We start from the raw sequence: 23,566 nt of genomic DNA, 5'->3' as shown, positions 1-23,566 counted from the left end.
CAGTAAAAAGCTACCCGTTAATTTAAGAAAAACTATGGCTAACCAATTAAAATATTTATCCGCTTATGCTGCTGACATTCAAACGAAAATTCAGCAGCTTATTGACGATAAACGGTTGGCCAGGTTTTTACTTAACAAGTACCCAACAACTCACCACATTAATAACGACAAAAAGCTGCGCCAATTTGTCCTCGCCATTAAAGATCAATACCTGAAAAAATCCGCACCGCTGAGTAAAATCACTTTCGATAATAAAATACACGTCATTAATAACGCCCTTGGTCTTCATACCTATGTGAGTCGTGTACAAGGTGGCAAGTTAAAAGCTAAAAATGAAATCCGCATAGCGGCAATATTCAAGCATGCGCCAATCGAATTTTTAACGATGATAGTGGTGCACGAACTCATTTAAAAGAGAAAGAGCATAACAAAAGTTTTTATCAACTGTGCCAACACATGCAATGTGATTATCATCAGGTTGAGTTTGAGCTCAGACTCTATTTAACGCAATTGGAGTTTGTTGGTCCGGTTTATGAGTAAAGAGAGCTAGGTAAAAGATACAAGGTACGAGGTACAAGCAGATCGAGTGAGCATTAGGATAAGGTAATGTTTCTTCAATGCGCAGCGGGCTGCGGGCTGGATATTGTATGTCAGCAAGTGCCACTTTCCCAGACTTACCGATAATAAAAACAGTGCCGACTTTTATCGCTAATGCGATCTGCCCGTAGCTCGTAGCCAGTAGCTAAACTGCTACAAGCAGATAGAGTGATCTATCGGGTTAGCATCATGTTTCTTGGGGCAGTCTTTCACTTTTATTGATTTCAATGGATACGTGAGCAAGGTTCGGTAAAAACTTCATTAGAATTTTCCTATACTCAACATAATCTAGCGGTTTATTCGATGAAATAGAAAGAATAGCGGCTTGCTGTGTTGAGGATATTTTCCATACATGAATATCTTTAATCACAGTGTTTTTTTCATTCATTAAATCCGATACTTTCTCTAATGTTGCAATATCCGCAGATCTATCTAACAGGATCTCGCTCGATTCTTTGATTAACCCATACGACCAGCGAAGAATCACTATTGCACCGACGATTCCCATCAATGGATCCATCCAAATCAAGCCAATATATTTACCAATGAATAACGCCACAATGGCTAGAATGGAGGTCAAGGTATCAGCTAAAACATGGAAATAGGCTGCTTTCATATTATGATCGTGGTGATGACCCTCGCCATGATGGTGATGATGCTCGTCATGTAAAATAAAAACAGAGGCTATATTGACCATTAAGCCGATGAACGCGACAACGATAGCTTCGTTAAAGTGGATCGGTTGTGGCTCGAATAGTCTTTGCACTGATTCGATTACCATCATCAGTGCAACTATCGCTAGCGCAATGGCACTGGCAAAGCCTCCTAAAGAGTTAACCTTACCGGTTCCGAAGCTAAAGTTTTGGTTATTCGCATGTTTTTTAGCATAAGAATAAGCAAAAATGGCGATAAGAAAAGCAGCAGAATGCGTCCCCATATGCCAGCCATCAGCAAGTAACGCCATAGACCCCGACCAGGTACCAGCTGCAATTTCTAGCACCATGATCACCGTGGTTAACCAAAAAACGATTTTCACCTGGTTTTCATGCTGCTTATGCTCAATACCGAAATCATGAGAGTGTTCCCACTCAATACTGCTTTCGTTTTTCATTAAGTTTAATCTTCAATAATTAAGTTATCGATTTTATTCTTTACGCCATCCCATTGTTTCGCATCTTCCGGCGGCGCCTTCACTGCAGTAATATTTGGCCAAACCTTTGCTAACTCAGCATTAAGCTTGATGAATTCCTTTTGATCTTCGGGTACGTCATCTTCTTGATAAATCGCCCCAGCCGGGCATTCGACCGGACATAAATCGCAATCGATGCAATCGTCAGGGCCAATCACCAAAAAATTGGGGCCTTCATAAAACGCATCCGCCGGACACACCGCCACACAGTCGGTGTATTTACATTGAATACAATTATCGGTTACCACAAATGTCATGAAAGTCTCTTATCTTTATACTTACTGGCTATGATCATACCTGTTGTATTTTCAATTTCAATCTCTTGTTTGTTGATTGCAGTGATTAAGGTAGAATAGCGCGCAATGGCGCTGTATATACTATCTGGAAAACAATTAATGATCCGTCTTACTAATGTTAAATTAGCTCTCAACCATCAAGAAAATGAACTGCAACAAGCGGTGTTGAATTTGCTTGATATCAGCGAAGAGCAACTGATCAACTTTACCATGTTTAAACGTGGTTACGATGCACGCCGCAAAAATGCCATCATTTTGATGTACACCCTGGACGTTGATACCACTTGCAATGCTGAGCTCTTGGCCAAGCATGATAAAAACCCCAATATAAAAGCGACACCGGATACCAGCTATAAGTTTGTCGCTCAAGCACCGATAAACTTAAGCCAGCGCCCGGTGGTTATCGGTATGGGACCCTGTGGTCTATTTGTCGGTTTAGTATTGGCACAAATGGGCTACAAGCCGATTATTCTAGAGCGTGGTAAAGAAGTGCGACAGCGCACCAAAGACACTTTTGGCTTTTGGCGTAAAAAAATACTGAATACCGAATCGAACGTACAGTTTGGTGAAGGTGGCGCGGGCACATTTTCAGATGGTAAATTGTATAGTCAGGTAAAAGATCCCAAACATTACAGCCGCAAAGTTTTGCATGAATTTGTCGATGCTGGGGCACCGAGCGAGATTTTATACGTATCGAAACCGCATATTGGTACCTTCAAGTTGGTGACCATGGTTGAGCAAATGCGCGCAAAAATACATGAACTCGGTGGTGAGGTTCGTTTTGAGCAGCGCGTTGACGACATTGAAATTGACAATGAACAAGTACAAAGCTTAACCATGGCCACCGGTGAAAAAATAGCAACCAACTATATTGCTCTGGCCATTGGCCATAGTGCCCGCGACACTTTTGAAATGCTGTTTAATAAAGGCGTTTACATTAAAGCCAAACCGTTTTCGGTCGGCTTTCGTATTGAGCATGAGCAATCGGTTATCGATGACGCTCGCTTTGGTAACAATGCTGGCAACCCTATCCTTGGCGCCGCCGATTATAAACTGGTACATCACTGCAAAAACGGTCGTTCGGTATACAGCTTTTGTATGTGCCCGGGCGGCACTGTGGTTGCCGCAGCGTCCGAAGAAGGTCGCTTGGTAACGAACGGCATGAGCCAATACTCGCGCCATGAACGCAATGCCAACAGTGCTATCGTGGTCGGCATTTCGCCAGAAGATTATCCTGGTGGGGTATTGGCCGGAATTGAGTTCCAACGCCGCTTAGAAGAAAAAGCTTATGCCTTAGGGGGGTCTAGCTATGAGGCACCGACACAACTGGTGGGTGATTTTCTTGCTGGCCGAAAAAGTGGCGAACATGGTGAAGTGGTGCCGTCTTATAAACCCGGGGTAACCTACACCGATTTAAGCGAAACCCTGCCCGATTACGCCATTGAAGCCATTCGTGAAGCCCTGCCGGCATTTGAGCGTAAAATCAAAGGCTTTGCAATGAATGACGCCACCCTTACGGCGGTAGAAACTCGAACCTCATCGCCAATCCAAATTACCCGCGACAAAGAGCTATTCACTAGCTTAAATGTTAACGGCTTATACCCTGCCGGTGAAGGTGCCGGTTATGCTGGTGGTATTCTGTCTGCGGCTATTGATGGCATTAAAATTGCCGAAGCGATGGCATTGGCAATCAATAAAGACTTTGAACAGTAGCTATTGCTATGATTTTAAAATCACCCTCAAGCCGGGGATAAGTACAATCCAACTACAAAATATTAATAGCTTCTGGCTACGAGCTACGAGCAGTGTTGATGTTGTTACACGATAGGTGAATTCATCAACTGCACAGCCCGTGGCCAGTAGCTCGTAGCTAGAATTTGTTGTACAAAAACGGCGAGTCAGCCTCGCCATTTTCTTTATTTAAATGTTTATTCAGAAATAGCAGAAAGGCATCAAAAAACTTTGTCGTTTGTTCCGGACTGCCAAAACTGTGGGTGCCGTCAGGATCGATTATCCATTCAAAAGGTTTATTGTGTTTTTCTAACATCAGCTTCATTCGATAGGCGTGTTCTATATCGACAATTTCATCTTTCACACCATGAGCAATCAGTATTGGTACCTGAAATTGTGCTGCCAGATACACCGGAGAGATAGCTTTTAATTGCTCGTACTCGGTGATGCTATCGCCAATATGTTCCTTCATCCACTCGCTTTGTTTAACCGACACCGTCGTGCGGTTAACCAATAAGTTCACATCGGATACGCCGGCAAAGTTTACTGCACATTTAAACTTCCCCGGATAATTTAGCGGCAACATCATCGCCGCATAGCCACCATAACTCATACCAAAGGTACAAACATTGCTATCATCAATATCGGGTTTTGCCATCACTTGTTCTGCGGCACGGTAGATATCTTCCAGCATTAACCCCCCGAACTGTTTTTTACCCGCATCCCTTAATTCAGTGGAATAGCCACTAGAGCCGCGAAAGTTTACCTGCAATACCGCATAACCACTTGCCACTAATAATTGTGTCACCGGGTTGTAGTAGCGGTTATCAAAGACATCAATTGGGCCACCGTGTGGCATAATTACCAGAGGATATTTTGCTTGTTCAGAGTTAGGCATCGGTTTTGGCGTAGTTTCTGGCATGGTTAATAAATACGGTATTTTTAAGCCTTCAACTTCAACCGTATTTTCTATCAACTTACTACTTAATTGCTGTTTTAACTCCGGGAACATCGCGCCGATATATTCAACCTTGTTCGGCTTAGTTTGCACGAGAAAGAATTCGCCGGGCTGATCATGGTTTTCGCCATAATAAATACTGGCGCGGCTATCAGCTGAAGTCGATATTTCGGCGATTAAAGACGACTTGTTACCCAGACTAAACTTCTCTTTAGCTTGGTTACTGGCAATAAATACCGTATCAATTTTGCCTTCATTGAGTACTTTAACCGCTGCCAGTTTGTCGTCTTTGGTCAAATTCACATCAACAATTTTATAAGAGTCGGCCTGATAAACGATACGTTCTTCAGCAGTCTCAAAATTTACTTTATATACAGTTCTTTGTTGTTCTTCATTAAAATCTAAGCAGTAATAACTGTTTTCTTCTCCGGCATAGGCAATTGGCAATAATTTAGCTCCATCCGTAGCCTTGTCGTCATCTTCGTTGAACTTCCAGCTATGAATGACTTGGGTCTCATTATTCTCATCAAATTGGCTTAACTGCCACTCGCCTTCCCGGTTTAAGTTAAATGCGGCTTTTATTTTGCCCGATTGATCCAAAAACCATCGAGTAGCAAAGCCTTTTAAACTCACCACTTCATTCGATTTTTTGAATTGGCCGCCATCCACTTTATGCAGTTTGCTAAGCTTTTTACCATGTAAGCCTAATTTATCAATTTTTAGGGTGTAAACTTTGGAAGATAAACCGGACTTGGCATAGAGAAACTCGTTTTTTTGCGCTGGCAGAGGATGAATTAATGAGCCCTTGGTTCTTACCGAAAATACTTTCACGTGCTCATTGCCTGGTCGCTGCAAAATTAACAGGCGTTGCACCGCTTTAGTGTCTAAAAGCCCTTCAACACCTTTTTTAATTTCAACAAATTGAGCCGCTAAATGCTGATCATCTATCCAGGTAATGTTACTGATTTTGGATTCAGACTTACTAAATTCTGCTAAATCCAACCATATTGTTTGCGTCTTGGTTTTGCTGTCAATCAAGACGATCTTTTCAGTGTCATCAACATAACGCAATGCCGCTATTTGCTTACCATCTGGACTTATTTTTGCAAGCAGCATATCGGGCCGCTGAAAAAACAATTTGCTATCTACCTTGGCCATCGCGTGCAGTGGTATTGCCAAAAACAACAAGACAATAAAACCGATGAATCTGTTATTTAACATCTACTCGGCCTCCCATTCAGTAGCAAAATCATCTCGATAACCACTACCGCCCACTAGCGGGAATTGCGCAGATAAATCCGTTAACAACACCTGAATTTGTTGCTGATCGGTGGCAAAACGATTTAATAAGTTCACGTTAATAAAATCGGTGCCGCGTTCTGCCGAAATACTAACTTCACCGGCATAATTAATCTTCCCGGGAGTGATATGAAAGCGCCAGCTTGCTAGCTCTTTGGTGGGTCGCCAATACGGTAAATTATAAAATGGCGCATTAACGCGAGTTATTTGATAACCACCGGCTAACAGTGGGATCAAGTAAAATTCATTGTCGGCATTTTTTAAATTCAGCAGGTATTTCTGACCTAGCTTTAAGGTTTTTTTGTCAAAAATATAACTTGCCCGCTTTTTTCGAATTTTCGCGAAGTTTATCGATGCAGCGTCATGATTGACGTTTAATTTAATCAGCAGAAAACCTTGATTTTTTGCCAACCGTTTATCGGCTTCCAGAGCGGTAATTTGCTCAACAGTTCTTAACAATTTTTCCAATTCTGCCGAAACCGATATGCCTGAAATAAACAGACTAGAGAATAACAGCACGGATAGTATTTTTTTAAATTCCATTTTGATTTTTTAGTCGTAGCTTTGATAACGCTAAAATAAACTATTTAAACGGTTAGCACCATGATAACCTTTCGCTAACGCAAAAATGTTACCTGAAAAAAATAAAATGGAGTTTAATAATGGCAATATTCTCAATATTTTCCAAATCACTATTTAATCGCTACCTATTGCTGATTGGCTTTATCTTTTTAAGTGGTTGTTCTAGCCAAATGAATGTTAATCAGCCACTCACCGCAAAGACGAAAATCGACTCACAGCAAGGGGTTGTTGTGGTCAGGGTGATTAATACCTCGTCATACCCATTACCGTTTAATTACCTGACTATCGCACCAAAAAACTTAAACGAATCGAAAAAAGTAAAGTTTGAACGATTAGTGTCGTTAAAAACGCATACCACCGACAGTAATATCTTTTCTTCTGCCATCAAAGCGGGCAGTTATTCTTTAAGTTCAATTTCATCATTCCATCAAAAAGGCGACTACTATTATTCTCGTGGTACCGGAGCCGACATTAAATTTGGCACCTTTGAAGTTGAGCCGGGCAAGATAACCGATTTAGGTACCATAATTTACTATCCAAAGCCGCAAGATGATAAATATGTCAACACCCTGACAAGGCTTGAAGACACTCAACCGGTAGAAGTGTTGAATAAATTTTTCCCTTTCTATAATTATGATAAAAATCAGGTATTGACTTGGAACGAAGATGAGTTAGACGAAGAGCGAGAGTCTGTATATGTTTCAATCGCGCAAAACCCGGTCACCTTCAATCATAAATACGCGGCGCCTGATGGCTCAGTGTATTTTATTGGAAAATTAGGGGTGATCCTTAAACGCAGCGCATCAGGTGAATGGGACATAGATGCCGTTGATAGTAACGTCGATTTAAATACGATTAAACAAAACTTAGCTGGTGATTTGATTGTAGCCGGTAATGAAGGCGCAGTATTTCTCAAAAAATTTGATGGCGAATGGCAAGACGTGTCGCTAGCAACAAACAGCAATATCAAGCAAATTGAAGTCAACGACAATGGCCGGGTCGAGTTAATGAGTTTTCAAACCAAAACGGCTGAGATTTATCGAGCAAATTTAACCGATAATACGCCAAATTGGCGCTTAATGGCGAGTTACACTTCGTTATCGGGCTGGAAAGATGGCGCTGGAAATACCCAACAAATATCCGTGCTTAGCAAAGAAGAGAAAAAGAAAGCGAAGAATAAACGAAAAATTAGACAGATATTCAATGTTCAAACTCATCACCTAAACGACAAGCATGTTGTCAGCATTACCTATGGCAGAAACCATGATTTAGCCGCCTTTGGTGACGGCGTCAGCAAAGACTATACATTTGACCCAGAAACCTGGGAAATTCAGGCGATTGAACATTCAGCTCAACTCACTAGAACACTGCAGGCAGGACAAGCGAAAGTCGCGATTGAACAAGCCGGCTATTGGTCATGGACAGGCATGCCAAGCATTTATACGGTCGATGAAAATGGCATGCGAAAAAATGAACTAAGCACGGCGATTAAATCATGCAAAGCAGGCTACACCTTAGGTAAAAAACTTTGCTTTAAAGGCAAAAACCATGAAAAAATTAAAAAAGAATCGTTTAAATTCGTCTCAATTCCATGGTTCTTAAATGATCTAGAAGCGCTGAGTATTGTCTCATTCAGACATTACAATTTTTTTACCGGTCCGGCGAAAACAGAATATAAAATATTAAAAACCACCGATGGCGGTAACAATTGGGTAAAAACCGAATTGAAATTGCCGAATGAATATTGCATGGACATCGTTGCTGAAGTGAAAGACAAAATTTTACTGTCTTGTGATGGTGTTTCCGGTGACTTTTACGAATCGGCCGATTTTGGTGAAACATGGCAACATGTTCGCCAACATGAGAATTTTTAATGACTGATATAATAACGTTGAAATACCTAGTTTAGGAACAAATTATGCTAAAAGCGATTAAAGACCTGATACAGCAAGTTGCGCAAAATACAAGGCGCATCACCGCAGCACAAGCAATTGCAGAAATCCAACAAAATAAAGGCTTACTGATTGACGTAAGAATGCCAGCAGAGCACTTGGCTAAGCCTGTCATGGGGGCGACAAATATTCCCCGAGGCGTAATTGAAATGACGCTAATGGAGACTGAGAAAGACCCCAAAAGGCCGATTTACTTACACTGCGCTACCTCTGCTCGTGCGACTCTTGCAGCAGAACAACTGCAGCGAGTTGGTTATGAAAATGTGACAGTTATCACCTGTGAGATCGATAAAATCCAAATCGCTTGTACATAAGGATACTGCCGCAGGCGGTTAACTTACCTGTAGGGATCAGCGCAGGTTAACCGTATTTTCAAACGAAAAAAGGCAAACTCTCGTTTGCCTTTTTTTAATTCATCCTTGAATTAACTTAGAATTGCCATGGAAGGTTTAAATTCTGTTAATTCGAAAGTTTATTTTTGCAAGTAAATATCGCTTACTTTATCACTGCCATCAGCGGTTAAAGCATCATCGTCAGCGTCTGTAGCATCGGCCTTTTTCGACTTTTTCGCTTTCGCTTTTTTCAAAGCTTCTTTTTCCGCAAGCTCTGCTTGTTCTAATTCAACTTCAAAATCAAACTTCGGTTTAGACGCAGATTCGCTATCGTCTTCACTATCATCATTTTCTAACTGTTCGAGTTCTTGTAAGTCCGCAATGGCTTTCAATTGTTGCTCTTCAGTTAAAGCGAATGACGCATTTTCTTCTTGCTCATCTGCCGTTGCTTCTTCACTGGCTTCCAGGCTAGCTTTTGCCGCGGCAAGTTCCGCTTTTTTCAATTTTTCCTGATATTGTTCAGCGCGCTCTTCATCATGACGCTTATTGCGTTCAATATGATTGACTAAAATTTTCTCTAACTCTACTTTCGCCCAGGCAATGCCTTCGTCTTCGCTGGCAAAACTGGTTTGACGTTTAGAAACCACTTTCTTTTTCGATGTTGCCTGACGTTGGATTTCTGCAGTCCAGGTATTGTTGCGTTTTTCAACAACGCGATAGCTGTATTTTGGCGCTTTGCTCATGGGGATCCTAAATTTACATAGCCTTACTTGATATGACTCTATTTTACACTGATTTGTCTAACTTCACACGCAGTTAATCGCCTTGCTGTGCCAACGAGCAATTGTTGCTCAAGTTCTAAATTACCAATGGCAAAACGATGCAACGCCACAACCTTGTTTTGAAAGCGGCCAAACATCCGCTTAATTTGATGATACCTGCCTTCGGTGAGTGTTAACACCGCGGTATGTGGCGAGATTATCGTAAGTTTAGCAGCCTTAGTGGTGATGTCTTCATAGGCAAAATACATGCCCTTGGCAAAGGCACTCACATAATCGTGTTGCAGATCTTCGCTAATTGCATCTGCTAACGTCACTTTATAGTGTTTGGCAACTTTTGCATTCGGTTGCGTTAAGCGCTCAGACCAGCTGCTGTCATTGGTTAGCAAGATTAACCCGGAAGTATTCAAATCCAGCCGACCAACAATGTGCAACTCGGTCTTTTCCGGGTATTGTTCGCTGTCGAGCAAATCAATCACCGTTTTATGTTGTTCATCGGTGGTCGCACTCACCACTCCAACCGGTTTGTGTACCATCACATAACTAGGTTGATAATTCTGCAACACCTTGTCATCAACCACTATCAAAGAAAATTTATCGATGATCAAACCAATATCGCTGACAATAATGCCATCTACGGTTATCCGTTTTTGTGCCAGCATTAACCGCACATCACGGCGACTGATATTTAGCGTTAAGCTGATAAAGCGATCTAAACGGCTACGTTGCATTTATCCAGTAACGCTCGCTTATCGGAAAAACATTAGCCGCAGCATTTCTTGTATTTTTTGCCACTGCCACAGCTGCATGGGTCATTGCGCTCAGGGGTTTTGGCAAACACTTGAGTTTTCGGTGTATTTAGTACGCCATCAAGCTCAAGCAAGTTTTCTACCGTTTCACTATTTACGTCGATATTGGCAACCAGGTTATGCTCGATAACTAGCGCTTGCACTTCTTTCAGACGTTCATCATTGGCAACAACCAAGGTCAACGGATTGTTTGCCGTGCCTAATTTCATTTTCGCTTTCGGGCTATAACCCGCTTTACCGTACTTACCCATAACGTCTGGTGTACCACGGTAGAAAAATTTAGACATAATAAGATCCTAAGTGTTAATGAAAAAGCCCAAAATTAAGCGGGCGTATTCTATCAGCTTAACTTATTGACCGTCAGCTTATTTCTTTAACATCGACTTTAAATCGGCAAATGGATTATACGTCGCCGAGTCTTGGTTAGTATCGCCGGCTTTGACTTCTCTGCCATATTGCTGTTGATCGGTATATTTGGCGTGTTCATTGTCGTGACAATAAATACACAATAACTCCCAATTACTTCCATCTTGCGGATTATTGGTGTGATCATGGTCGATGTGATGCACGGTTAATTCTTTAATGTTTGAGTATTCAAACTCGCGGGCACAGCGGCCACAAACCCAGGGAAACAGCTTTAACGCCCTATCCCGGTACCCTTGTTCTTTACTTTTATAATTGGCGCTGGTGCCAAATCTATCTGAAGACATCTCTTACAAAACCTTATTATCAATCGAGCTAAACATATAATGACTCAGCGATTGCTGTAACTAATTCAATAACGCTAAGCATACCGCAAGCACAATCTAAATGGTATAATCGGCGCACGCTAATCAAACAAGAATATATTAATGAGTTATATCGCCATTGACGATTTAAAACATGCCTGGGTTTTTCGTTTTAAAAACCTGCCCATCAGTGAGCAAGACTTAAAAGCAATTAAACCAATGTCACTCGCACGTTCGAGCGCATTATGGAGTCAGTTTATTAGCAAACAAGTCGATCACCCCGATTTCTTCAGTCAGGGAGACTGGCCATTTGATGATGCCAGCTGGAGTGATAAAGCGATGTGGGAAAAGGCCTGGGAAAGTGATGCCGACGCATTGCCGGACATGATCCTTGAGCACCTCAGCTGGCAAGATAACACTACCGTGTATTACTGCAATTCAAAAAAACAGGTGATCGAAACTACCTGGGCAGTATTTAAGCGTTGTTGGAAAAACTTTTTAATGATGGATGATGGGCCAATACTGATCGGCAAAAAACGACCTGAAGCGGTACAGTTTTTATCAAACGGAACGTTTAAAGTTGGCCGAAAATAACCCCCATAATGTGCTAAAACCACAGTTACACCCGCGTAACCGGCACAATCATGGCTATGATTTGGTGGCACTTGTTCGCACGCATCCGCCCCTAAAGGCGTTTGTAACAACCAATCAATATCAAAATCTCAGCATTGATTTTGCCAATAGTGACGCGGTAAAAGCGCTTAATCTGGCATTGCTAAAGCACCATTATCAAATACAGCACTGGGATATACCTGATGGCTACTTATGCCCCCCCATTCCTGGCCGAGTTGACTACCTGCATTACCTTGCCGATTTATTAAAACAAAGCAATGGCAATAAAATACCGCGCCCCGGCAAAGTCAGAGTACTCGATATTGGTACCGGTGCCAGTTGTATTTACCCTATTTTGGCGCAACGCTGTTATCAATGGCAATTTGTCGCCAGCGACATTGATCCAGTGTCGATAAAATTTGCCAACGAAAATCTTAGTCACAATTCAGGCTTGTCGGAAAATATTGAGTGCCGGCTGCAAGGTGATCCTACTCATACCTTTCAGGGCATTATCAAAGCCAATGAGTACTTTGCTTTAACCCTATGTAACCCGCCCTTTCATGCATCGATGAATGATGCCACTAAAGGCAGCCAGCAGAAGTGGCAAAACCTCAATAAACACAAAAGTAACGCCATTAAAAGTGAAAGCAAATTAAACTTTGGCGGCCAAAATGCAGAGTTGTGGTGTGATGGTGGTGAGCTTAAATTTGTGCGCAAGATGATAACTGAGAGTAAACATTATCAAACACAGGTGCTGTGGTTCACAAGTTTGCTGTCTAAAAAGGACAACATTAAACCGTTGAAATTGGCGTTAAAAAAAGCGGGAGTGGCCGACATTAAAGTAGTAAAAATGGCACAAGGGCAAAAAATTAGTCGTTTTATTGCCTGGAGCTTTCTTAACCCAGAACAAAAAGCGCACTGGGTTAACGAAAGGTTTTAATGCATCTGATATTCTAAATTCAGCTTAGAGTATTATATTGATTCTTCTGTTTTAAATAAATGCACATCGGTTTGCGGATAAGGAATTTTAATCTTGGCGTTATCAAGCGCCTGATAAATTTCTTCGTAAGCCTGATATTTGGCGGCGTATAAGTTTTCCGTCGGCACCCATAACCGTATCCCCAAAACAATGGCACTATCGGCAAATTCATCAATGCCAAATTGCGGTTTTTTATCTTTACTGAGCACCGTTAAGCCGCTAATTGTTGGGCTGAGCATCTTAACCACCTCAACCGGGTTATGATCGTAGGAAATGCCCACGCTCAATTCTAATAACGAGTCTTGTTGCGAGTTTTGCAACACTTCACCAACGATGTGCTTATTAGGAATGGTTATTTGCACACCATCTTCATCGGATAAAATAGTATAAGCAAGCAACACTTCTTTTACTACCCCAGTGACGCCTTGCACAGTAATGGTATCGCCCACCACAAATGGCCTGATCATAATAATATTAAAGCCAGCGGCGTAATTAGATAACAAGCCTTGCAACGCCAAGCCAGCACCAAGAGACAAGGCACCAATAGTGGCAATAAACGGAGTCACACTGACCCCTATTTTGCCTAACGCGATAATGGTAATTAACACCACCATCAACATTTTCGTGGTATTGGCAATGAAACGACTTAAGGTTACATCCAACTTATTTTTTTCGCAGAGAAATAATACCCACTTCGCGACTTTACCGGCAATGTAATAGCCAACTAAGAAGATGATGAAGGCACCAATTAACTGAAAACTGTAATTGGCAAAAAAGTTAACGGATATTTCGTACAGCTGATTGATTAAATCGATTTCATCTTTCAATAAATTTGCCGCATCGTAGTTGCTTGCTGTTGTGGGACTTTGTGCTGTTGCCTGTTCTGCCATTTCATTATCTCAAGTTATTTTTATTCAAGTCATGAGGGGTAATTACATAACTAACCCTGGTCTGATTTTAACATGTTCAGTGTTTGCAATTCTTCTTCGGTTTGTGTTTTCAATAGTTCGATATTCTTGCCATGCGGCATTGGCAAACGCGTTACCGGGTCAACTTGGACAAAGACAATATCATCGGCCAAACAAATGGTTTTTTTTGTGGCCTTGTTGCGAACCAAACAAGACACAGTGATCGACGACTTACCTACGGCTTTAATTTCTAAGCCAAATTCAACAATATCACCTTGCAATGCCGGTGACTCAAAACTGATCTCACCAATGTGCTTGGTCACGAGCGAATTGGTGCCTAACTGGCAAATCGCATACATCGCCGCCTCTTCATCAATCCACTCCAGCGCCCGGCCCCCAAAAAGTGCATTGGCATAATTTAAATCATTGGGCATTACTAACCGGCGTGAAAGAAAGCGCATACAGACTCCTCATCATTAACGTTATCTAAGCAGTATAGTCCACTCACCACTAAATACTGTTAACTCTTTGTATCAACGGCTATTTTATTTATTTTGCAACCAGTTAACAAGTTTCGGAAAATGATCATCAACTGCTTTTGCATGGGTCAGTATATCGATATGATCATAATCTACCGCGTTGCCGTTGCGTTTCGATAATACGGTGAATTTGGCATTGCGATTTTCAGTTTCCTCGATGAAATGTTTTACGTCCACTTTATTGCCTAAAACCGAGTCGTTAATACCGGTTAAATGCCAGGTGGGGGGCCAGATAATATTTTTCGCCGCCGATTGATAATCAAAACCGTCGAACGGATCATGCCAGGGACCGCGTTTTACCCAGGCGACACTGTGAGCTAATGACTTCTGTGTTTCATTATCTGAGCCAACCCCGTATTTTTTCGCATCTAAATAGCCTTTACGTTTTGCCATTCGCAATGCCAGCCGGTTCCAAAACAGATTCACCTTCAGGTACTTTTCAATACCACTGATGGTGATCGAGCGTTTCGTACCAAAGCAAATGTTAGAGCGCACCTTATTGACTAGCTCAGCATGTCGGGCCAACACGCTCGCCACTAAAACTCCCCCCCAAGAGTGAGAAATCAAATGCAGCGGCTGCTTGGTTAGGGTAAATATATGCTCGATGATTAACGGCAAGTCGTGGGTGATCACCTCATGTTGACCATAATCCGATTCGGCATTAATCAATGGCGTGCTTTTGCCGCGGCCGCGCAAGTCGAGTACATAAACATCAAAGCCTTGTTCTGCCAAGTAACAAGCTAAGCCTTTGCCTTTTTCGGTATAAAAAATTCGGCCATTCTCCACCGCCCCATGCACCATTAACACCGGCACACCATCAAGCTTACTGGTAGTTGTCGGTTGATGAATATGACGAAGATGTAATTGATGGCCATTATCTTCAATAAAAAGTGATTCTTGCTGGATCAAAATGATTGCATCCTTACTAAGTAAAATTCAAACCAAGGTGGTATGACCAGATAATATACGGCGAAGTAATGCAGACATCAATAGATATCATTAACTAATTGAGTGGTATAAATTAGGCAACGACGTTACGCTGCTTTGCAGTTAGATAGAAGCTAATCGACTACAGTGGAGCTACTAAAAATACTCCATTTCAGCCCCAGCGCTACGGTATAGGTAAGGTCTTGCTGGAATAACGGGCTTGCTTCATTTTTCGCACCAGCCCACACGCCCAGTTGCACGCCAGCAAACACCATCAAGCGTTTGTTAACACTATAACGGTTGGCAATGGTCACTTTACTGCCTAAATAACCGCCGTTGGCCTGATAAAATTCTCGCTCGTCATTTACATAGGCTTGCTCGACATCGTAAAAATATTGGTGGGTTTTGGCCGTGGCAAAGGTTGGTGCAATCGCTAAAAACAAGGTGTTGTCTGCTACGACAAAATCATGTTTTTTATAAGAAATTTCTGGTTGGAACACATAACCACGTTGCTGAACAGCAGAGAAATCGGTAGAGAAAACCGAGCGAAGTTGCAAATTTAACCAGGTTTCACTGTGCTCACTCTCTGCCAATAAAAAACTTGCCTGTGGACCTATTTCAAACATAAAGTCTAAATCGGGCATGCCCTGGCGAATTTTCGAATCTTCGGAATCGGCATTAAAGGCGCCCCCTAAGGAAACATCTAACTTAAAGGTTTCTTTTTCAACAGCGATGGCTTTGATCAACGACTCGTCACCAATGCGAATTTTATCACCGCGATAAATAAAAAATGGCACAGGCAAAAATTTGTTTTGATAATCTTCGGACGCCGGATATATCGGCCCGCGAAATGCCGCACTGAACAGCCCTGCTTCCCATAACGGTTTGCCTTGTGAAAGATCTAGCCCTAAAGCACTGCCCTGATTTGCCGCCGAAAAAGGAGATACAGACGCAGTACCGATTAAAGTAATCAGCAAAAGCGGCTGGCGGACAAACGCTTTTACTTTGGCTATCAGCATAAATTTACAGATAATTTTCAACAGGGTTACTTTCTATCGGGTTATTATTAACAGATACGCCATATTAACCAAACCACAGTGTTGATCAATAGCTAATTTAGTTTACAGTTAAAGCGATTCGGCTAAACTTAATACCCGCCCAGCCATGAGTGATGAAATTGCGAATATTGGCATGATCACTGCCTTCTGGGTTTGGCAGAACGTCCTGACGGTAATAATCACCAAAACATGCCAAGGTTTGCGCTTTGGTTAACTGATTTAATTGCGCAAAGGCAAATATTTTACAAGACCCTTCATTGCTGCCAGCTTCATTAGTAATATCACCATTAACGAACGTGCTGGCCGTATAAGCGTAGTTATCCTTGATCACCGCCATCGTCTCGGTAAACTGAATGCTCTCAGGGCTAGTGTTTAGCTTGCTTAGAAATGTTGAAATAGACATTATTTACTCTTTTAAAAAATTGATGTTTAAAAAAACATCAATTATAACGGGTGCTCCCGCAGAGTAAACGAAAAAATAGAACAGTTTATTCGAATTTATCCGCTAGTAAATATTTTTGAAAAACCAGACAATAGCTGCAAGTTTAACGAAGACAAATTATTTATTAATAGAGGATCATCATTATGAAAATTATCGCCCTGGCAGCAACAAGCAGTTCAAAATCGGTAAACAAGAGCCTGGTAACGTACGCGGCAAACTTGGTCGAAGACAGCGAAGTTGAAGTAGTTGATATTAATGATTATGAATTACCGCTATTTAGTGAAGACCGTGAAGCCGAGTTAGGAAAGCCTGAGCTGGCACAACAGTTCTTTGATAAATTGGGCAGTGGCGACGCCATCATGATCTCATTTGCCGAACATAACGGCAGCTACACCGCCGCCTATAAAAACTTGTTTGACTGGACCTCGCGTATCGATCAAAAGGTATTTCAAAACAAGCCGATGATCTTACTGGCAACGTCTCCTGGCCCTGGCGGTGCGGGTAGCGTGTTAGCCGCAGCAACAGGCTCTGCGCCATACTTTGCCGGTGATGTGAAAGGCAGTTTCTCTTTACCAAGTTTTTACAATAACTTCGATATGGAAACGCAAAGCATTAGCAATAATGAAATAAAAGCCCAACTTATGGATGTGGTCAGTGCATTAACCGAAGAGCAAATAGCTGTTGCTGTAGCTTAAACCGTAATCCCCGATAATAAATCACCCTCAAAAGGCGTTCTGCCAGCCCTGGATAAGTACAATCCATAATGAATGGCTATTGGCTTCGGGCTTCGGGCAGATTTGGTATTGTTAGATTATAAGTGAATACATCAAATACACAGCTCGTAGCTCGTTGCCAGAAGCTTAAAAAATACCACTCTAAAGGCGTTCTGCCGGCCCTGGATAAGTACATCCTTGTAAAAAAAAGCCAAGCTTACCCGAGGTAAGCCTGGCTTTGATTAGAGCCCGGCAAATAAAAACCAGGCGATGGTCCACATTAAAATAGCCACAATCAAATTGATACCACGTTGCACTTTGCGCTGACTCAACCATGGTGACATTCTTGCCGCACCTAGCGATAACGCATAAAACCAGGCAATTGAGGCAAGCAAAGTACCGAATAAGAATGCCAGTTTATCGGCGTCAGCAAACTTGCCACTGATACTACCAATAATCACTACCGTGTCTAAATAGGCATGCGGGTTTAACAAGGTGACTGCCAGGGTGGTAAAGATCACCGCTTTGCGGGTACTCGGCTTAATTTCTTTAAGCATGTCATCGTTATTGGCCAGATAAAATTGCTTGAAGAAAATCAGTCCATAGACAGTCAAAAAGATGATACCGCCCCAGGTGATAAGCTCAGCTAACATGCTATTGCTATTAATTAATGCACCACCACCAAACACGCCCAGTGACATCAAAATAAAATCACACAATATACAAATAGTCGCCGCCAGCAAATGATGATTACGTTTAATACTTTGACTTAAAATGTATGAATTTTGTACGCCAATGGGGATGATTAAACCGGCGCCAATAACAAAGCCTTTAAATATTGGTACGAGTGACATGGTAGACATGAACTTTCCTTAAGAGAGATAAAGCTGCGGGCGACGAGCGACAAAACGGGCTACGGGCAAACAACAAAAAAACTTACAAACAACTGCAGCGAGCATTATTAACCTGTTTTCAGGTTAATTAGCGCTATGATAAGAAATCGATTATAGTTAGTAAAATTAAATAAACTTAATAATTATTAATTTATCTAATGATAATCAATTAACAATTTAGCATCATTAATAAGGTGATTATGCGTCCTCTCGATTACAAACTCATTCATGCACTCGATACGGTAATTCATGAGCAAAGTTTCGACAAAGCGGCACAAGTGTTGAACATTACCCAGTCGGCAATTTCACAACGAATCAAACAACTGGAGCAACTGGTGGCAAACCCGGTGTTGATCCGCAGCCAACCGCTACAAGCCACCTCTGTCGGCGAAAAAATACTGTCACATTTTCGTAAAATAAGGCAATTGGAATATGATCTGGTGCGTGAGATCATGCCCTGCGATGCGCCTTCGTCCCTGCCCATTACCATTGCGGTTAATGCCGACACGCTGGCCAGTTGGTTTATTCCGGCATTAACACCGCTGTTAAAGCGCTACCCAATAGAGCTGAATATTCAGGTGACCAATGAGGCCAATACCCAGGAGTTATTAAAAAAAGGCGAAGTATTTGCGGCGGTGAGCTCACAAAAATCGAGTTTTGCCGGCGTAAAAGTGGAACCGATTGGCACTCTCAATTATATCCTGTGCGCCAGCTCTGAATTTCAGCAAAAATTCTTTAGCGACGGTTTAAACAAAAGTAATTTAGCAATCGCACCGTGTATCGATTATGACCATCGAGATACTATGCATAAAGATTACTTAAGACAGCACTTTGGCATTAACAAAGCTGACTACCCTTGTCACCGCATTCGCTCTTCTGAGGCAGTGGTTACTATGGTCCTGGCGGGGTTAGCTTATGGTTTGATCCCAACAACCCAGGCTAATGAACATCTAGCCAGTGGCGCATTAATCGATTTGGCGCCAGACAAGCACCTAAAGCAGCCGCTGTTCTGGCATAGTTGGGTATTAGAACGCGGTATTCAAAAGCAGGTGAGTCACACCATTATTCGTTATGGTGAGCAACACTTTAGCCAAGCATAAAAATCACTCTCAAAAGGCCTGCTGCCTGCCGGGTATAAGCACATCCAAGTGCAATCATTTCCTCCATGGCCCGGGAATATAAGCACTTATATGTGCAAAAAGGCCAACGATAATGAAATATCGTTGGCCTTAAACTTGTTTTTTGCTTAATTTAATTAAGCGCGACTGACGAATTTCTTCTCAGCAGTGTTTATTTTAATTTTGTCACCAGTAGAAACATGCTCAGGCACTTGCACCGTTAATCCGGTTGAAAGAATTGCCGGCTTGGTACGGGCGGTGGCGGACCCACCTTTAATCGACGGGTCAGTTTCGGTGATAACTAAATCAACGGTTGCCGGTAAATCAACACCAACCGGTGAACCATCAACCATTAACATCACTAAACCTTCGGTTTCTTCATTGATAAATTGTACTTCATCACTGATCGTGTCTTTATTTAAGTGATACGGCGTGTAATCTTCGTTATCCATGAACACATATTCATCACCATCAACGTAGGAAAACATCACTTGCTGGCGACTTAAATCGCCTAACGTTAACATATCGCTATCTTTGAACGTTTCGTCAACTTTGTTGCCTGTGACAACGTCATACATGCGCATACGATATAAGCTACCTCCGGCACGTCCTTGCGGTACCGAACGTTCGATATCTCTGACAATATAAACGCTATTGTTGTATTCAATAGCTGCATTTTTTTTAATATCACTTGCCTTTGGCATAATAAATTTTCCTTTTTAAAACTATGCTGTGAAAGTAGCACGAACGGCAGGTTAAGCAAAGGCAAAAATATAGATTTGCCTGCTTTTCAGCTGATAACTGCTTTCGCTAATTTACGCCTCGGAGCTAACAAAGTTTTGGGTCGACTTCAACGGCTCAATATTGATGATTTTAGAGCGGTTCATGGTAATTTTAAAACGTTGTAAATACTCTTGTTTGAGCTTGTTGGTTTGCACCAGGATCACAGTTATTTGATAACGCCTTTCCACCGCCTGATGCGAAATTTTACTGCCATCATGGGCGTATAAGCGACCTTCGCCTTTTTTCAAGTAGCGCACAAATGGCGTTAAATTAAAAAAAATCCGATTTTGGATTTCTTCAAAGCCGGGCATAAATTCACTGGCCAATACCCTGGAGTCGCAACGAAAATGCAATAAATGGGCAGCTTGTTTATTTTGCTTACCACGCTTTTGCAATAGCTTATCGACGTTGTCGGGTAAGTCCTTGCTTTTGATGTATTCAAGCCAGATGGTCTGCGTACAAATTTTACTTTTGGTTAAACTATTGCTGAATAAGTGCAGCCATTTCGGCCTGCCGTGTTGAATTTTGCGCCACACATAATGGTTTAATTCGTCTTTAAAGGTTTCCCGGATGCCATAAATCAAGCCTAAGGTAGCAATTAAAACGACGGTGATTTCGGCAAACGCGGAGCGAGCATTAAGCACAATGGTCATCACAAATGCCATGATAATGGCGGTAATGGCACCACGGACAGAACGTTTCAAATTGGCATTCAAGTTTTTCGTTTGCCGCTTAAAGACTACGCCAATATCACTTAAGCGTTGCAATAAACGCATTTTATTGGTGATGCGATTAGGATCATCGAGGGTGATTTTCGAGTTATATTGATTGCTGGAGCGATACTCACACTCTTGTCGGCACAATTCAAATAACACTTCTCGCTGTTCGCTTTGCTCACTGGCTTTCGGGCCTTTGGCTAACAGTTTTAAAAAGGATTGCTCGGTGTGCCAGCTTAGGTAATTGTCCACATTTTCAAAATAAGAGCTCAGCTTTTGATCTGGCGGGGTATAACGACGTAATTTTTTCAGCAAATTTTGCGTTTGCTCACTGAGCTCATTCGCGGTTTGATAAAACGCCTCCACATCGTCAATTTTAATCGTTTGTTTTACATCCGTATCCAGGGCCACGCGAAATTGATGACAAAATAGATTTAAGTTGCTGCGATAATCGCTTTGCTCACCTTTTTGCTGACTGATAAATCGACTTCTGACCAAAGGCAAATGCACCTGTTCAGAATAATAAGAACTGTAACTTTTAATGCTAGAGTGAAAGTAATTTTCTTCACTCAGCGTTTTTGCGCTGATGCCCATGTCATCAGGAATGGAAAAATACAAATCTATGTGTTGATATTCATGTAATGCGAGTTGATGGCTTAGCTTAAATGACAGATTTTCATCTTGGCTTATGCTAATTTTTTTCACCGGTTAAATGCGCTCCCTGATTGTTGCTTATACCCGTCGCCATTCAAGATGCAGGTTTCAGAGCACTTGAGTAATTCCGATTCAAGGCGCATCTATACAGTAATGGTCATTCCCTTACAAATAGATGCAACGAAGAAGTGGGATTACTCAAGCGCTTCTTTGAATGGTGACGGGTATAAATGTTTTATAGACTCCTTAAGTATCTGTCAATTTTAGCTTTTTTGCTATTTAAAATTTCATTTTTCACTTTTAATTATTTCGTTAAACCCGTTAAAAATAGATGATGGCGGCCAATATCAATGGCACCAAAATAACATAACTTAATAACAACCAGCGCCATTTAGCCGGTGCGGTATTTAATTCCATAAATACGTCGATGATCTGCTGGCCTTTCACCACTACAGACAAGGTCACTAAAAAGGCCAACACGCCAATTGGAGTCGTAGACTGAGCCAGCATGGTGCTGACCAGTGTGAGCAGCACTAAGATAACTGCTGAAAAGTGTATATTAATCATGTTGATCTGATAGCCCGGTTAAGTTAGTGGATAATATAGATAAGAAAAAACACAATGATCCACACCAAATCGACCATATGCCAGTACGAGGCGCCAGCTTCATAGCCGCTACAATCACTCGGCTGATAAGCATTATTATTGGCTCTTTTTGCCATATAAGCCAATATGATCATCCCCAATAACACGTGCATAAAATGAAAGCCGGTAATAAAGAAATACAGGGTGTAAAAGGTGTTGGTTGAGATATCAAAACCAAGCTCTAGCAAAGCAGAATACTCGGTTATTTTCAATACTACGTAAATACTTGCGGTCAGCAAGGCAAAAACAAGCTGTCGTTTTGCACTAAAATTATTACCCCGCTTTACCGCCTCAACCGACCGAGCGACAAAGTAACTGCTGATAATCAACGATAAGGTACAAAATAAGCCAACCGCCGCACTCAAGGTTGCTCTACCCTCGCTAAACATCTCAGGTTGAAGGCGTTGGGTGATGGCAAAGCCAATAAAGAAAATGGCAAAAACGGTGAGTTCCATCAAGATGAAAAACCACATCGCCAAATCACCAGGCAATTTTTGCTCGCGCACAGGCTGTTCAACAATATCGGAAACAGCTAAATTTGACACTACAGGGCTAGACATTCATCACTCCAGGTTAAAAACGCATAGTAATGAATTTCTGCTCAGCGAACATTGATCTTGGCCAAAAAATATAGATCAAGAGCAATTAGGATGGTTGCTACCGTTTGGATTTTTATTGAGGTTCGAAATTGGCTTTTACAAACTGTGTATTTAGTTTTCAATTGGCAGGGGAATCTTTCTAGTTGCCCTCTTGCTGTAATCTTTTCAATATCTCACATTCACCAACAATTTCATTGGGGCATGATGTTGCCAACTGATGCAGGGTTTGCTCCAGCAGGGTCAATTCCGCGATGGTTTTACGCACTTTCTCAAGTTGTTGCTCAATGAGTGAGTCGACCTCTTTACACGATGATTTTTTATCCGCTTGTACCGCTATCAAGATCTTAATTTGCTCAATGGGTATTTGCAATTCACGGCAACGCCTGACAAACACCAAACGTTCTACATCATCAGCACGATATTCGCGATAGCCGTTGTCATTTCGTAACGCTTTCGGCACCAGGCCAATCTCTTCATAATAGCGAATGGTTTTACTGGGTAAATGGGTTAATTTAGCTAGCTGACTTATCTTCATCATATTTTCTCACAATTTTACTCACCTAACTTTACCGAGCGCTGTTATAAGTGCCTTTTTCGAAGCACTTTTGTCAAAGCCATGAGCACTACACTTGACCTTACTGTAACTGTAAGGTTTATAGTGCCGCGATGAAACCAAGAATTCAACCAAATAGTTTCAGTTAACCTAAGGTTGGCGGGAATTTACTCTC

Annotated in this window: 26 protein-coding genes and 1 pseudogene; 8 read left to right on the top strand and 19 right to left on the bottom strand. The window is 41.8% G+C overall.

Features of this window, described 5'->3' with window-relative positions; all coding sequences use genetic code 11:
- Positions 1–34 precede the first annotated feature (34 nt).
- A pseudogene (locus tag ND16A_RS20020) lies at positions 35–540 on the top strand (YgjP-like metallopeptidase domain-containing protein).
- Positions 541–784: 244 nt separating this feature from the next.
- Here the strand turns inward: ND16A_RS20020 and dmeF are convergent.
- Complete coding sequence (dmeF, locus tag ND16A_RS02690; RefSeq protein WP_033078947.1) at positions 785–1,708, bottom strand: CDF family Co(II)/Ni(II) efflux transporter DmeF; 924 nt, start codon at positions 1,706–1,708, stop codon at positions 785–787.
- A gap of 5 nt (positions 1,709–1,713) precedes the next feature.
- Positions 1,714–2,043, bottom strand: coding sequence for a ferredoxin FdxA (gene fdxA / locus ND16A_RS02695; protein ID WP_033078946.1), 330 nt, complete (start codon positions 2,041–2,043; stop codon positions 1,714–1,716).
- A 138-nt stretch (positions 2,044–2,181) separates the two neighbouring features.
- On the opposite strand from fdxA, the gene ND16A_RS02700 reads away from it, so the two are divergent.
- Positions 2,182–3,795 (top strand): NAD(P)/FAD-dependent oxidoreductase, encoded by a 1,614-nt coding sequence (locus ND16A_RS02700; RefSeq protein WP_033078945.1) that lies wholly within the window; start codon positions 2,182–2,184, stop codon positions 3,793–3,795.
- Positions 3,796–3,952: 157 nt separating this feature from the next.
- On the opposite strand, the gene ND16A_RS02705 is transcribed toward ND16A_RS02700, so the two are convergent.
- Together ND16A_RS02705 and ND16A_RS02710 are read right to left on the bottom strand one after the other, a co-directional pair.
- A complete protein-coding gene (locus tag ND16A_RS02705; RefSeq protein ID WP_033078944.1) occupies positions 3,953–5,992 on the bottom strand; it encodes an alpha/beta hydrolase family protein in 2,040 nt (679 codons plus the stop codon).
- Positions 5,993–6,613, bottom strand: coding sequence for a hypothetical protein (locus ND16A_RS02710; RefSeq protein ID WP_033078943.1), 621 nt, complete (start codon positions 6,611–6,613; stop codon positions 5,993–5,995). It abuts the gene before it with no gap.
- Positions 6,614–6,732: 119 nt separating this feature from the next.
- Between ND16A_RS02710 and ND16A_RS02715 the strand changes: the two genes are divergently transcribed.
- Positions 6,733–8,526 (top strand): hypothetical protein, encoded by a 1,794-nt coding sequence (locus ND16A_RS02715; protein WP_033078942.1) that lies wholly within the window; start codon positions 6,733–6,735, stop codon positions 8,524–8,526.
- Between the two features lie 44 nt (positions 8,527–8,570).
- Positions 8,571–8,918, top strand: a complete 348-nt coding sequence (locus tag ND16A_RS02720) for a rhodanese-like domain-containing protein (protein ID WP_033078941.1) — start codon at positions 8,571–8,573, stop codon at positions 8,916–8,918.
- Positions 8,919–9,076: 158 nt separating this feature from the next.
- Here ND16A_RS02720 and ND16A_RS20795 read toward each other — a convergent pair whose 3' ends face one another.
- The 4 genes from ND16A_RS20795 to ND16A_RS02735 form a co-directional block, all read right to left on the bottom strand.
- A complete protein-coding gene (locus ND16A_RS20795) occupies positions 9,077–9,679 on the bottom strand; it encodes a DUF3622 domain-containing protein (protein WP_081945674.1) in 603 nt (200 codons plus the stop codon).
- A gap of 38 nt (positions 9,680–9,717) precedes the next feature.
- The gene (locus tag ND16A_RS02725; protein WP_033078940.1) at positions 9,718–10,446 is read right to left on the bottom strand and encodes a pseudouridine synthase; all 729 of its coding nucleotides are present in this window, start codon (positions 10,444–10,446) and stop codon (positions 9,718–9,720) included.
- Positions 10,447–10,478: 32 nt separating this feature from the next.
- Positions 10,479–10,811 (bottom strand): PBPRA1643 family SWIM/SEC-C metal-binding motif protein, encoded by a 333-nt coding sequence (locus tag ND16A_RS02730; RefSeq protein WP_033078939.1) that lies wholly within the window; start codon positions 10,809–10,811, stop codon positions 10,479–10,481.
- Positions 10,812–10,889: 78 nt separating this feature from the next.
- Positions 10,890–11,234 (bottom strand): YajD family HNH nuclease, encoded by a 345-nt coding sequence (locus ND16A_RS02735; RefSeq protein ID WP_033078938.1) that lies wholly within the window; start codon positions 11,232–11,234, stop codon positions 10,890–10,892.
- A 141-nt stretch (positions 11,235–11,375) separates the two neighbouring features.
- Between ND16A_RS02735 and ND16A_RS02740 the strand changes: the two genes are divergently transcribed.
- Both ND16A_RS02740 and rlmF read left to right on the top strand, forming a co-directional pair.
- A complete protein-coding gene (locus ND16A_RS02740; RefSeq protein WP_033078937.1) occupies positions 11,376–11,846 on the top strand; it encodes a DUF2947 domain-containing protein in 471 nt (156 codons plus the stop codon).
- Positions 11,833–12,804, top strand: coding sequence for a 23S rRNA (adenine(1618)-N(6))-methyltransferase RlmF (gene rlmF, locus ND16A_RS02745; protein ID WP_052073279.1), 972 nt, complete (start codon positions 11,833–11,835; stop codon positions 12,802–12,804). The genes ND16A_RS02740 and rlmF overlap by 14 nt, the downstream gene beginning before the upstream one ends.
- A gap of 32 nt (positions 12,805–12,836) precedes the next feature.
- Here rlmF and ND16A_RS02750 read toward each other — a convergent pair whose 3' ends face one another.
- From ND16A_RS02750 to ND16A_RS02770, 5 genes are all read right to left on the bottom strand, one after another.
- Positions 12,837–13,733, bottom strand: coding sequence for a mechanosensitive ion channel family protein (locus ND16A_RS02750; protein ID WP_081945673.1), 897 nt, complete (start codon positions 13,731–13,733; stop codon positions 12,837–12,839).
- Between the two features lie 50 nt (positions 13,734–13,783).
- Positions 13,784–14,212 carry an acyl-CoA thioesterase gene (locus tag ND16A_RS02755; protein WP_033078936.1) on the bottom strand — a complete coding sequence of 143 codons (429 nt, stop codon included), beginning with the start codon at positions 14,210–14,212 and terminating at the stop codon, positions 13,784–13,786.
- An 84-nt stretch (positions 14,213–14,296) separates the two neighbouring features.
- Positions 14,297–15,199 carry an alpha/beta fold hydrolase gene (locus ND16A_RS02760; RefSeq protein ID WP_235282221.1) on the bottom strand — a complete coding sequence of 301 codons (903 nt, stop codon included), beginning with the start codon at positions 15,197–15,199 and terminating at the stop codon, positions 14,297–14,299.
- A gap of 152 nt (positions 15,200–15,351) precedes the next feature.
- Positions 15,352–16,257, bottom strand: coding sequence for a MipA/OmpV family protein (locus tag ND16A_RS02765; protein WP_052073278.1), 906 nt, complete (start codon positions 16,255–16,257; stop codon positions 15,352–15,354).
- 76 nt (positions 16,258–16,333) lie between these two features.
- Positions 16,334–16,678 carry a HopJ type III effector protein gene (locus tag ND16A_RS02770; protein WP_033078934.1) on the bottom strand — a complete coding sequence of 115 codons (345 nt, stop codon included), beginning with the start codon at positions 16,676–16,678 and terminating at the stop codon, positions 16,334–16,336.
- Between the two features lie 182 nt (positions 16,679–16,860).
- Here ND16A_RS02770 and ND16A_RS02775 point away from each other — a divergent pair, with 182 nt between their 5' ends.
- Positions 16,861–17,412, top strand: a complete 552-nt coding sequence (locus ND16A_RS02775; protein ID WP_033078933.1) for an NADPH-dependent FMN reductase — start codon at positions 16,861–16,863, stop codon at positions 17,410–17,412.
- 260 nt (positions 17,413–17,672) lie between these two features.
- Here ND16A_RS02775 and ND16A_RS02780 read toward each other — a convergent pair whose 3' ends face one another.
- Entirely contained in the window at positions 17,673–18,293 is a 621-nt protein-coding gene (locus ND16A_RS02780) for a LysE/ArgO family amino acid transporter (RefSeq protein ID WP_235282218.1), read from the bottom strand.
- Between the two features lie 230 nt (positions 18,294–18,523).
- Here ND16A_RS02780 and ND16A_RS02785 point away from each other — a divergent pair, with 230 nt between their 5' ends.
- Positions 18,524–19,423, top strand: a complete 900-nt coding sequence (locus ND16A_RS02785; protein ID WP_033078932.1) for a LysR family transcriptional regulator ArgP — start codon at positions 18,524–18,526, stop codon at positions 19,421–19,423.
- A gap of 155 nt (positions 19,424–19,578) precedes the next feature.
- On the opposite strand, the gene efpL is transcribed toward ND16A_RS02785, so the two are convergent.
- From efpL to ND16A_RS02810, 5 genes are all read right to left on the bottom strand, one after another.
- The gene (gene efpL, locus ND16A_RS02790) at positions 19,579–20,145 is read right to left on the bottom strand and encodes an elongation factor P-like protein EfpL (protein ID WP_033078931.1); all 567 of its coding nucleotides are present in this window, start codon (positions 20,143–20,145) and stop codon (positions 19,579–19,581) included.
- Between the two features lie 111 nt (positions 20,146–20,256).
- Positions 20,257–21,645, bottom strand: coding sequence for a hypothetical protein (locus tag ND16A_RS02795; RefSeq protein ID WP_033078930.1), 1,389 nt, complete (start codon positions 21,643–21,645; stop codon positions 20,257–20,259).
- Between the two features lie 270 nt (positions 21,646–21,915).
- Entirely contained in the window at positions 21,916–22,161 is a 246-nt protein-coding gene (locus ND16A_RS02800) for a cytochrome C oxidase subunit IV family protein (protein ID WP_081945672.1), read from the bottom strand.
- A gap of 23 nt (positions 22,162–22,184) precedes the next feature.
- On the bottom strand, positions 22,185–22,799 hold the full coding sequence (locus ND16A_RS02805; RefSeq protein ID WP_033078928.1) for a cytochrome c oxidase subunit 3 family protein: 615 nt from the start codon (positions 22,797–22,799) through the stop codon (positions 22,185–22,187).
- Between the two features lie 178 nt (positions 22,800–22,977).
- Entirely contained in the window at positions 22,978–23,376 is a 399-nt protein-coding gene (locus ND16A_RS02810) for a MerR family transcriptional regulator (protein WP_033078927.1), read from the bottom strand.
- Between the last annotated feature and the right edge of the window lie 190 nt (positions 23,377–23,566).

This window comes from Thalassotalea sp. ND16A (assembly GCF_000764205.1).
In the GTDB taxonomy this organism is placed as follows: Bacteria; Pseudomonadota; Gammaproteobacteria; order Enterobacterales; family Alteromonadaceae; genus Thalassotalea_A.
The sequence above is the reverse complement of the archived record's forward strand: the minus strand, read 5'-3'. Positions and strand labels throughout refer to the sequence as shown.

Coding starts and splice junctions, on each gene's coding strand:
- dmeF (WP_033078947.1), bottom strand. CDS start 1,708: ATGAAAAACGAAAGCAGTATTGAGTGGGAACACTCTCATGATTTCGGT.
- fdxA (WP_033078946.1), bottom strand. CDS start 2,043: ATGACATTTGTGGTAACCGATAATTGTATTCAATGTAAATACACCGAC.
- ND16A_RS02700 (WP_033078945.1), top strand. CDS start 2,182: ATGATCCGTCTTACTAATGTTAAATTAGCTCTCAACCATCAAGAAAAT.
- ND16A_RS02705 (WP_033078944.1), bottom strand. CDS start 5,992: ATGTTAAATAACAGATTCATCGGTTTTATTGTCTTGTTGTTTTTGGCA.
- ND16A_RS02710 (WP_033078943.1), bottom strand. CDS start 6,613: ATGGAATTTAAAAAAATACTATCCGTGCTGTTATTCTCTAGTCTGTTT.
- ND16A_RS02715 (WP_033078942.1), top strand. CDS start 6,733: ATGGCAATATTCTCAATATTTTCCAAATCACTATTTAATCGCTACCTA.
- ND16A_RS02720 (WP_033078941.1), top strand. CDS start 8,571: ATGCTAAAAGCGATTAAAGACCTGATACAGCAAGTTGCGCAAAATACA.
- ND16A_RS20795 (WP_081945674.1), bottom strand. CDS start 9,679: ATGAGCAAAGCGCCAAAATACAGCTATCGCGTTGTTGAAAAACGCAAC.
- ND16A_RS02725 (WP_033078940.1), bottom strand. CDS start 10,446: ATGCAACGTAGCCGTTTAGATCGCTTTATCAGCTTAACGCTAAATATC.
- ND16A_RS02730 (WP_033078939.1), bottom strand. CDS start 10,811: ATGTCTAAATTTTTCTACCGTGGTACACCAGACGTTATGGGTAAGTAC.
- ND16A_RS02735 (WP_033078938.1), bottom strand. CDS start 11,234: ATGTCTTCAGATAGATTTGGCACCAGCGCCAATTATAAAAGTAAAGAA.
- ND16A_RS02740 (WP_033078937.1), top strand. CDS start 11,376: ATGAGTTATATCGCCATTGACGATTTAAAACATGCCTGGGTTTTTCGT.
- ND16A_RS02750 (WP_081945673.1), bottom strand. CDS start 13,733: ATGGCAGAACAGGCAACAGCACAAAGTCCCACAACAGCAAGCAACTAC.
- ND16A_RS02755 (WP_033078936.1), bottom strand. CDS start 14,212: ATGCGCTTTCTTTCACGCCGGTTAGTAATGCCCAATGATTTAAATTAT.
- ND16A_RS02770 (WP_033078934.1), bottom strand. CDS start 16,678: ATGTCTATTTCAACATTTCTAAGCAAGCTAAACACTAGCCCTGAGAGC.
- ND16A_RS02775 (WP_033078933.1), top strand. CDS start 16,861: ATGAAAATTATCGCCCTGGCAGCAACAAGCAGTTCAAAATCGGTAAAC.
- ND16A_RS02780 (WP_235282218.1), bottom strand. CDS start 18,293: ATGTCTACCATGTCACTCGTACCAATATTTAAAGGCTTTGTTATTGGC.
- ND16A_RS02785 (WP_033078932.1), top strand. CDS start 18,524: ATGCGTCCTCTCGATTACAAACTCATTCATGCACTCGATACGGTAATT.
- efpL (WP_033078931.1), bottom strand. CDS start 20,145: ATGCCAAAGGCAAGTGATATTAAAAAAAATGCAGCTATTGAATACAAC.
- ND16A_RS02800 (WP_081945672.1), bottom strand. CDS start 22,161: ATGATTAATATACACTTTTCAGCAGTTATCTTAGTGCTGCTCACACTG.
- ND16A_RS02805 (WP_033078928.1), bottom strand. CDS start 22,799: ATGTCTAGCCCTGTAGTGTCAAATTTAGCTGTTTCCGATATTGTTGAA.
- ND16A_RS02810 (WP_033078927.1), bottom strand. CDS start 23,376: ATGATGAAGATAAGTCAGCTAGCTAAATTAACCCATTTACCCAGTAAA.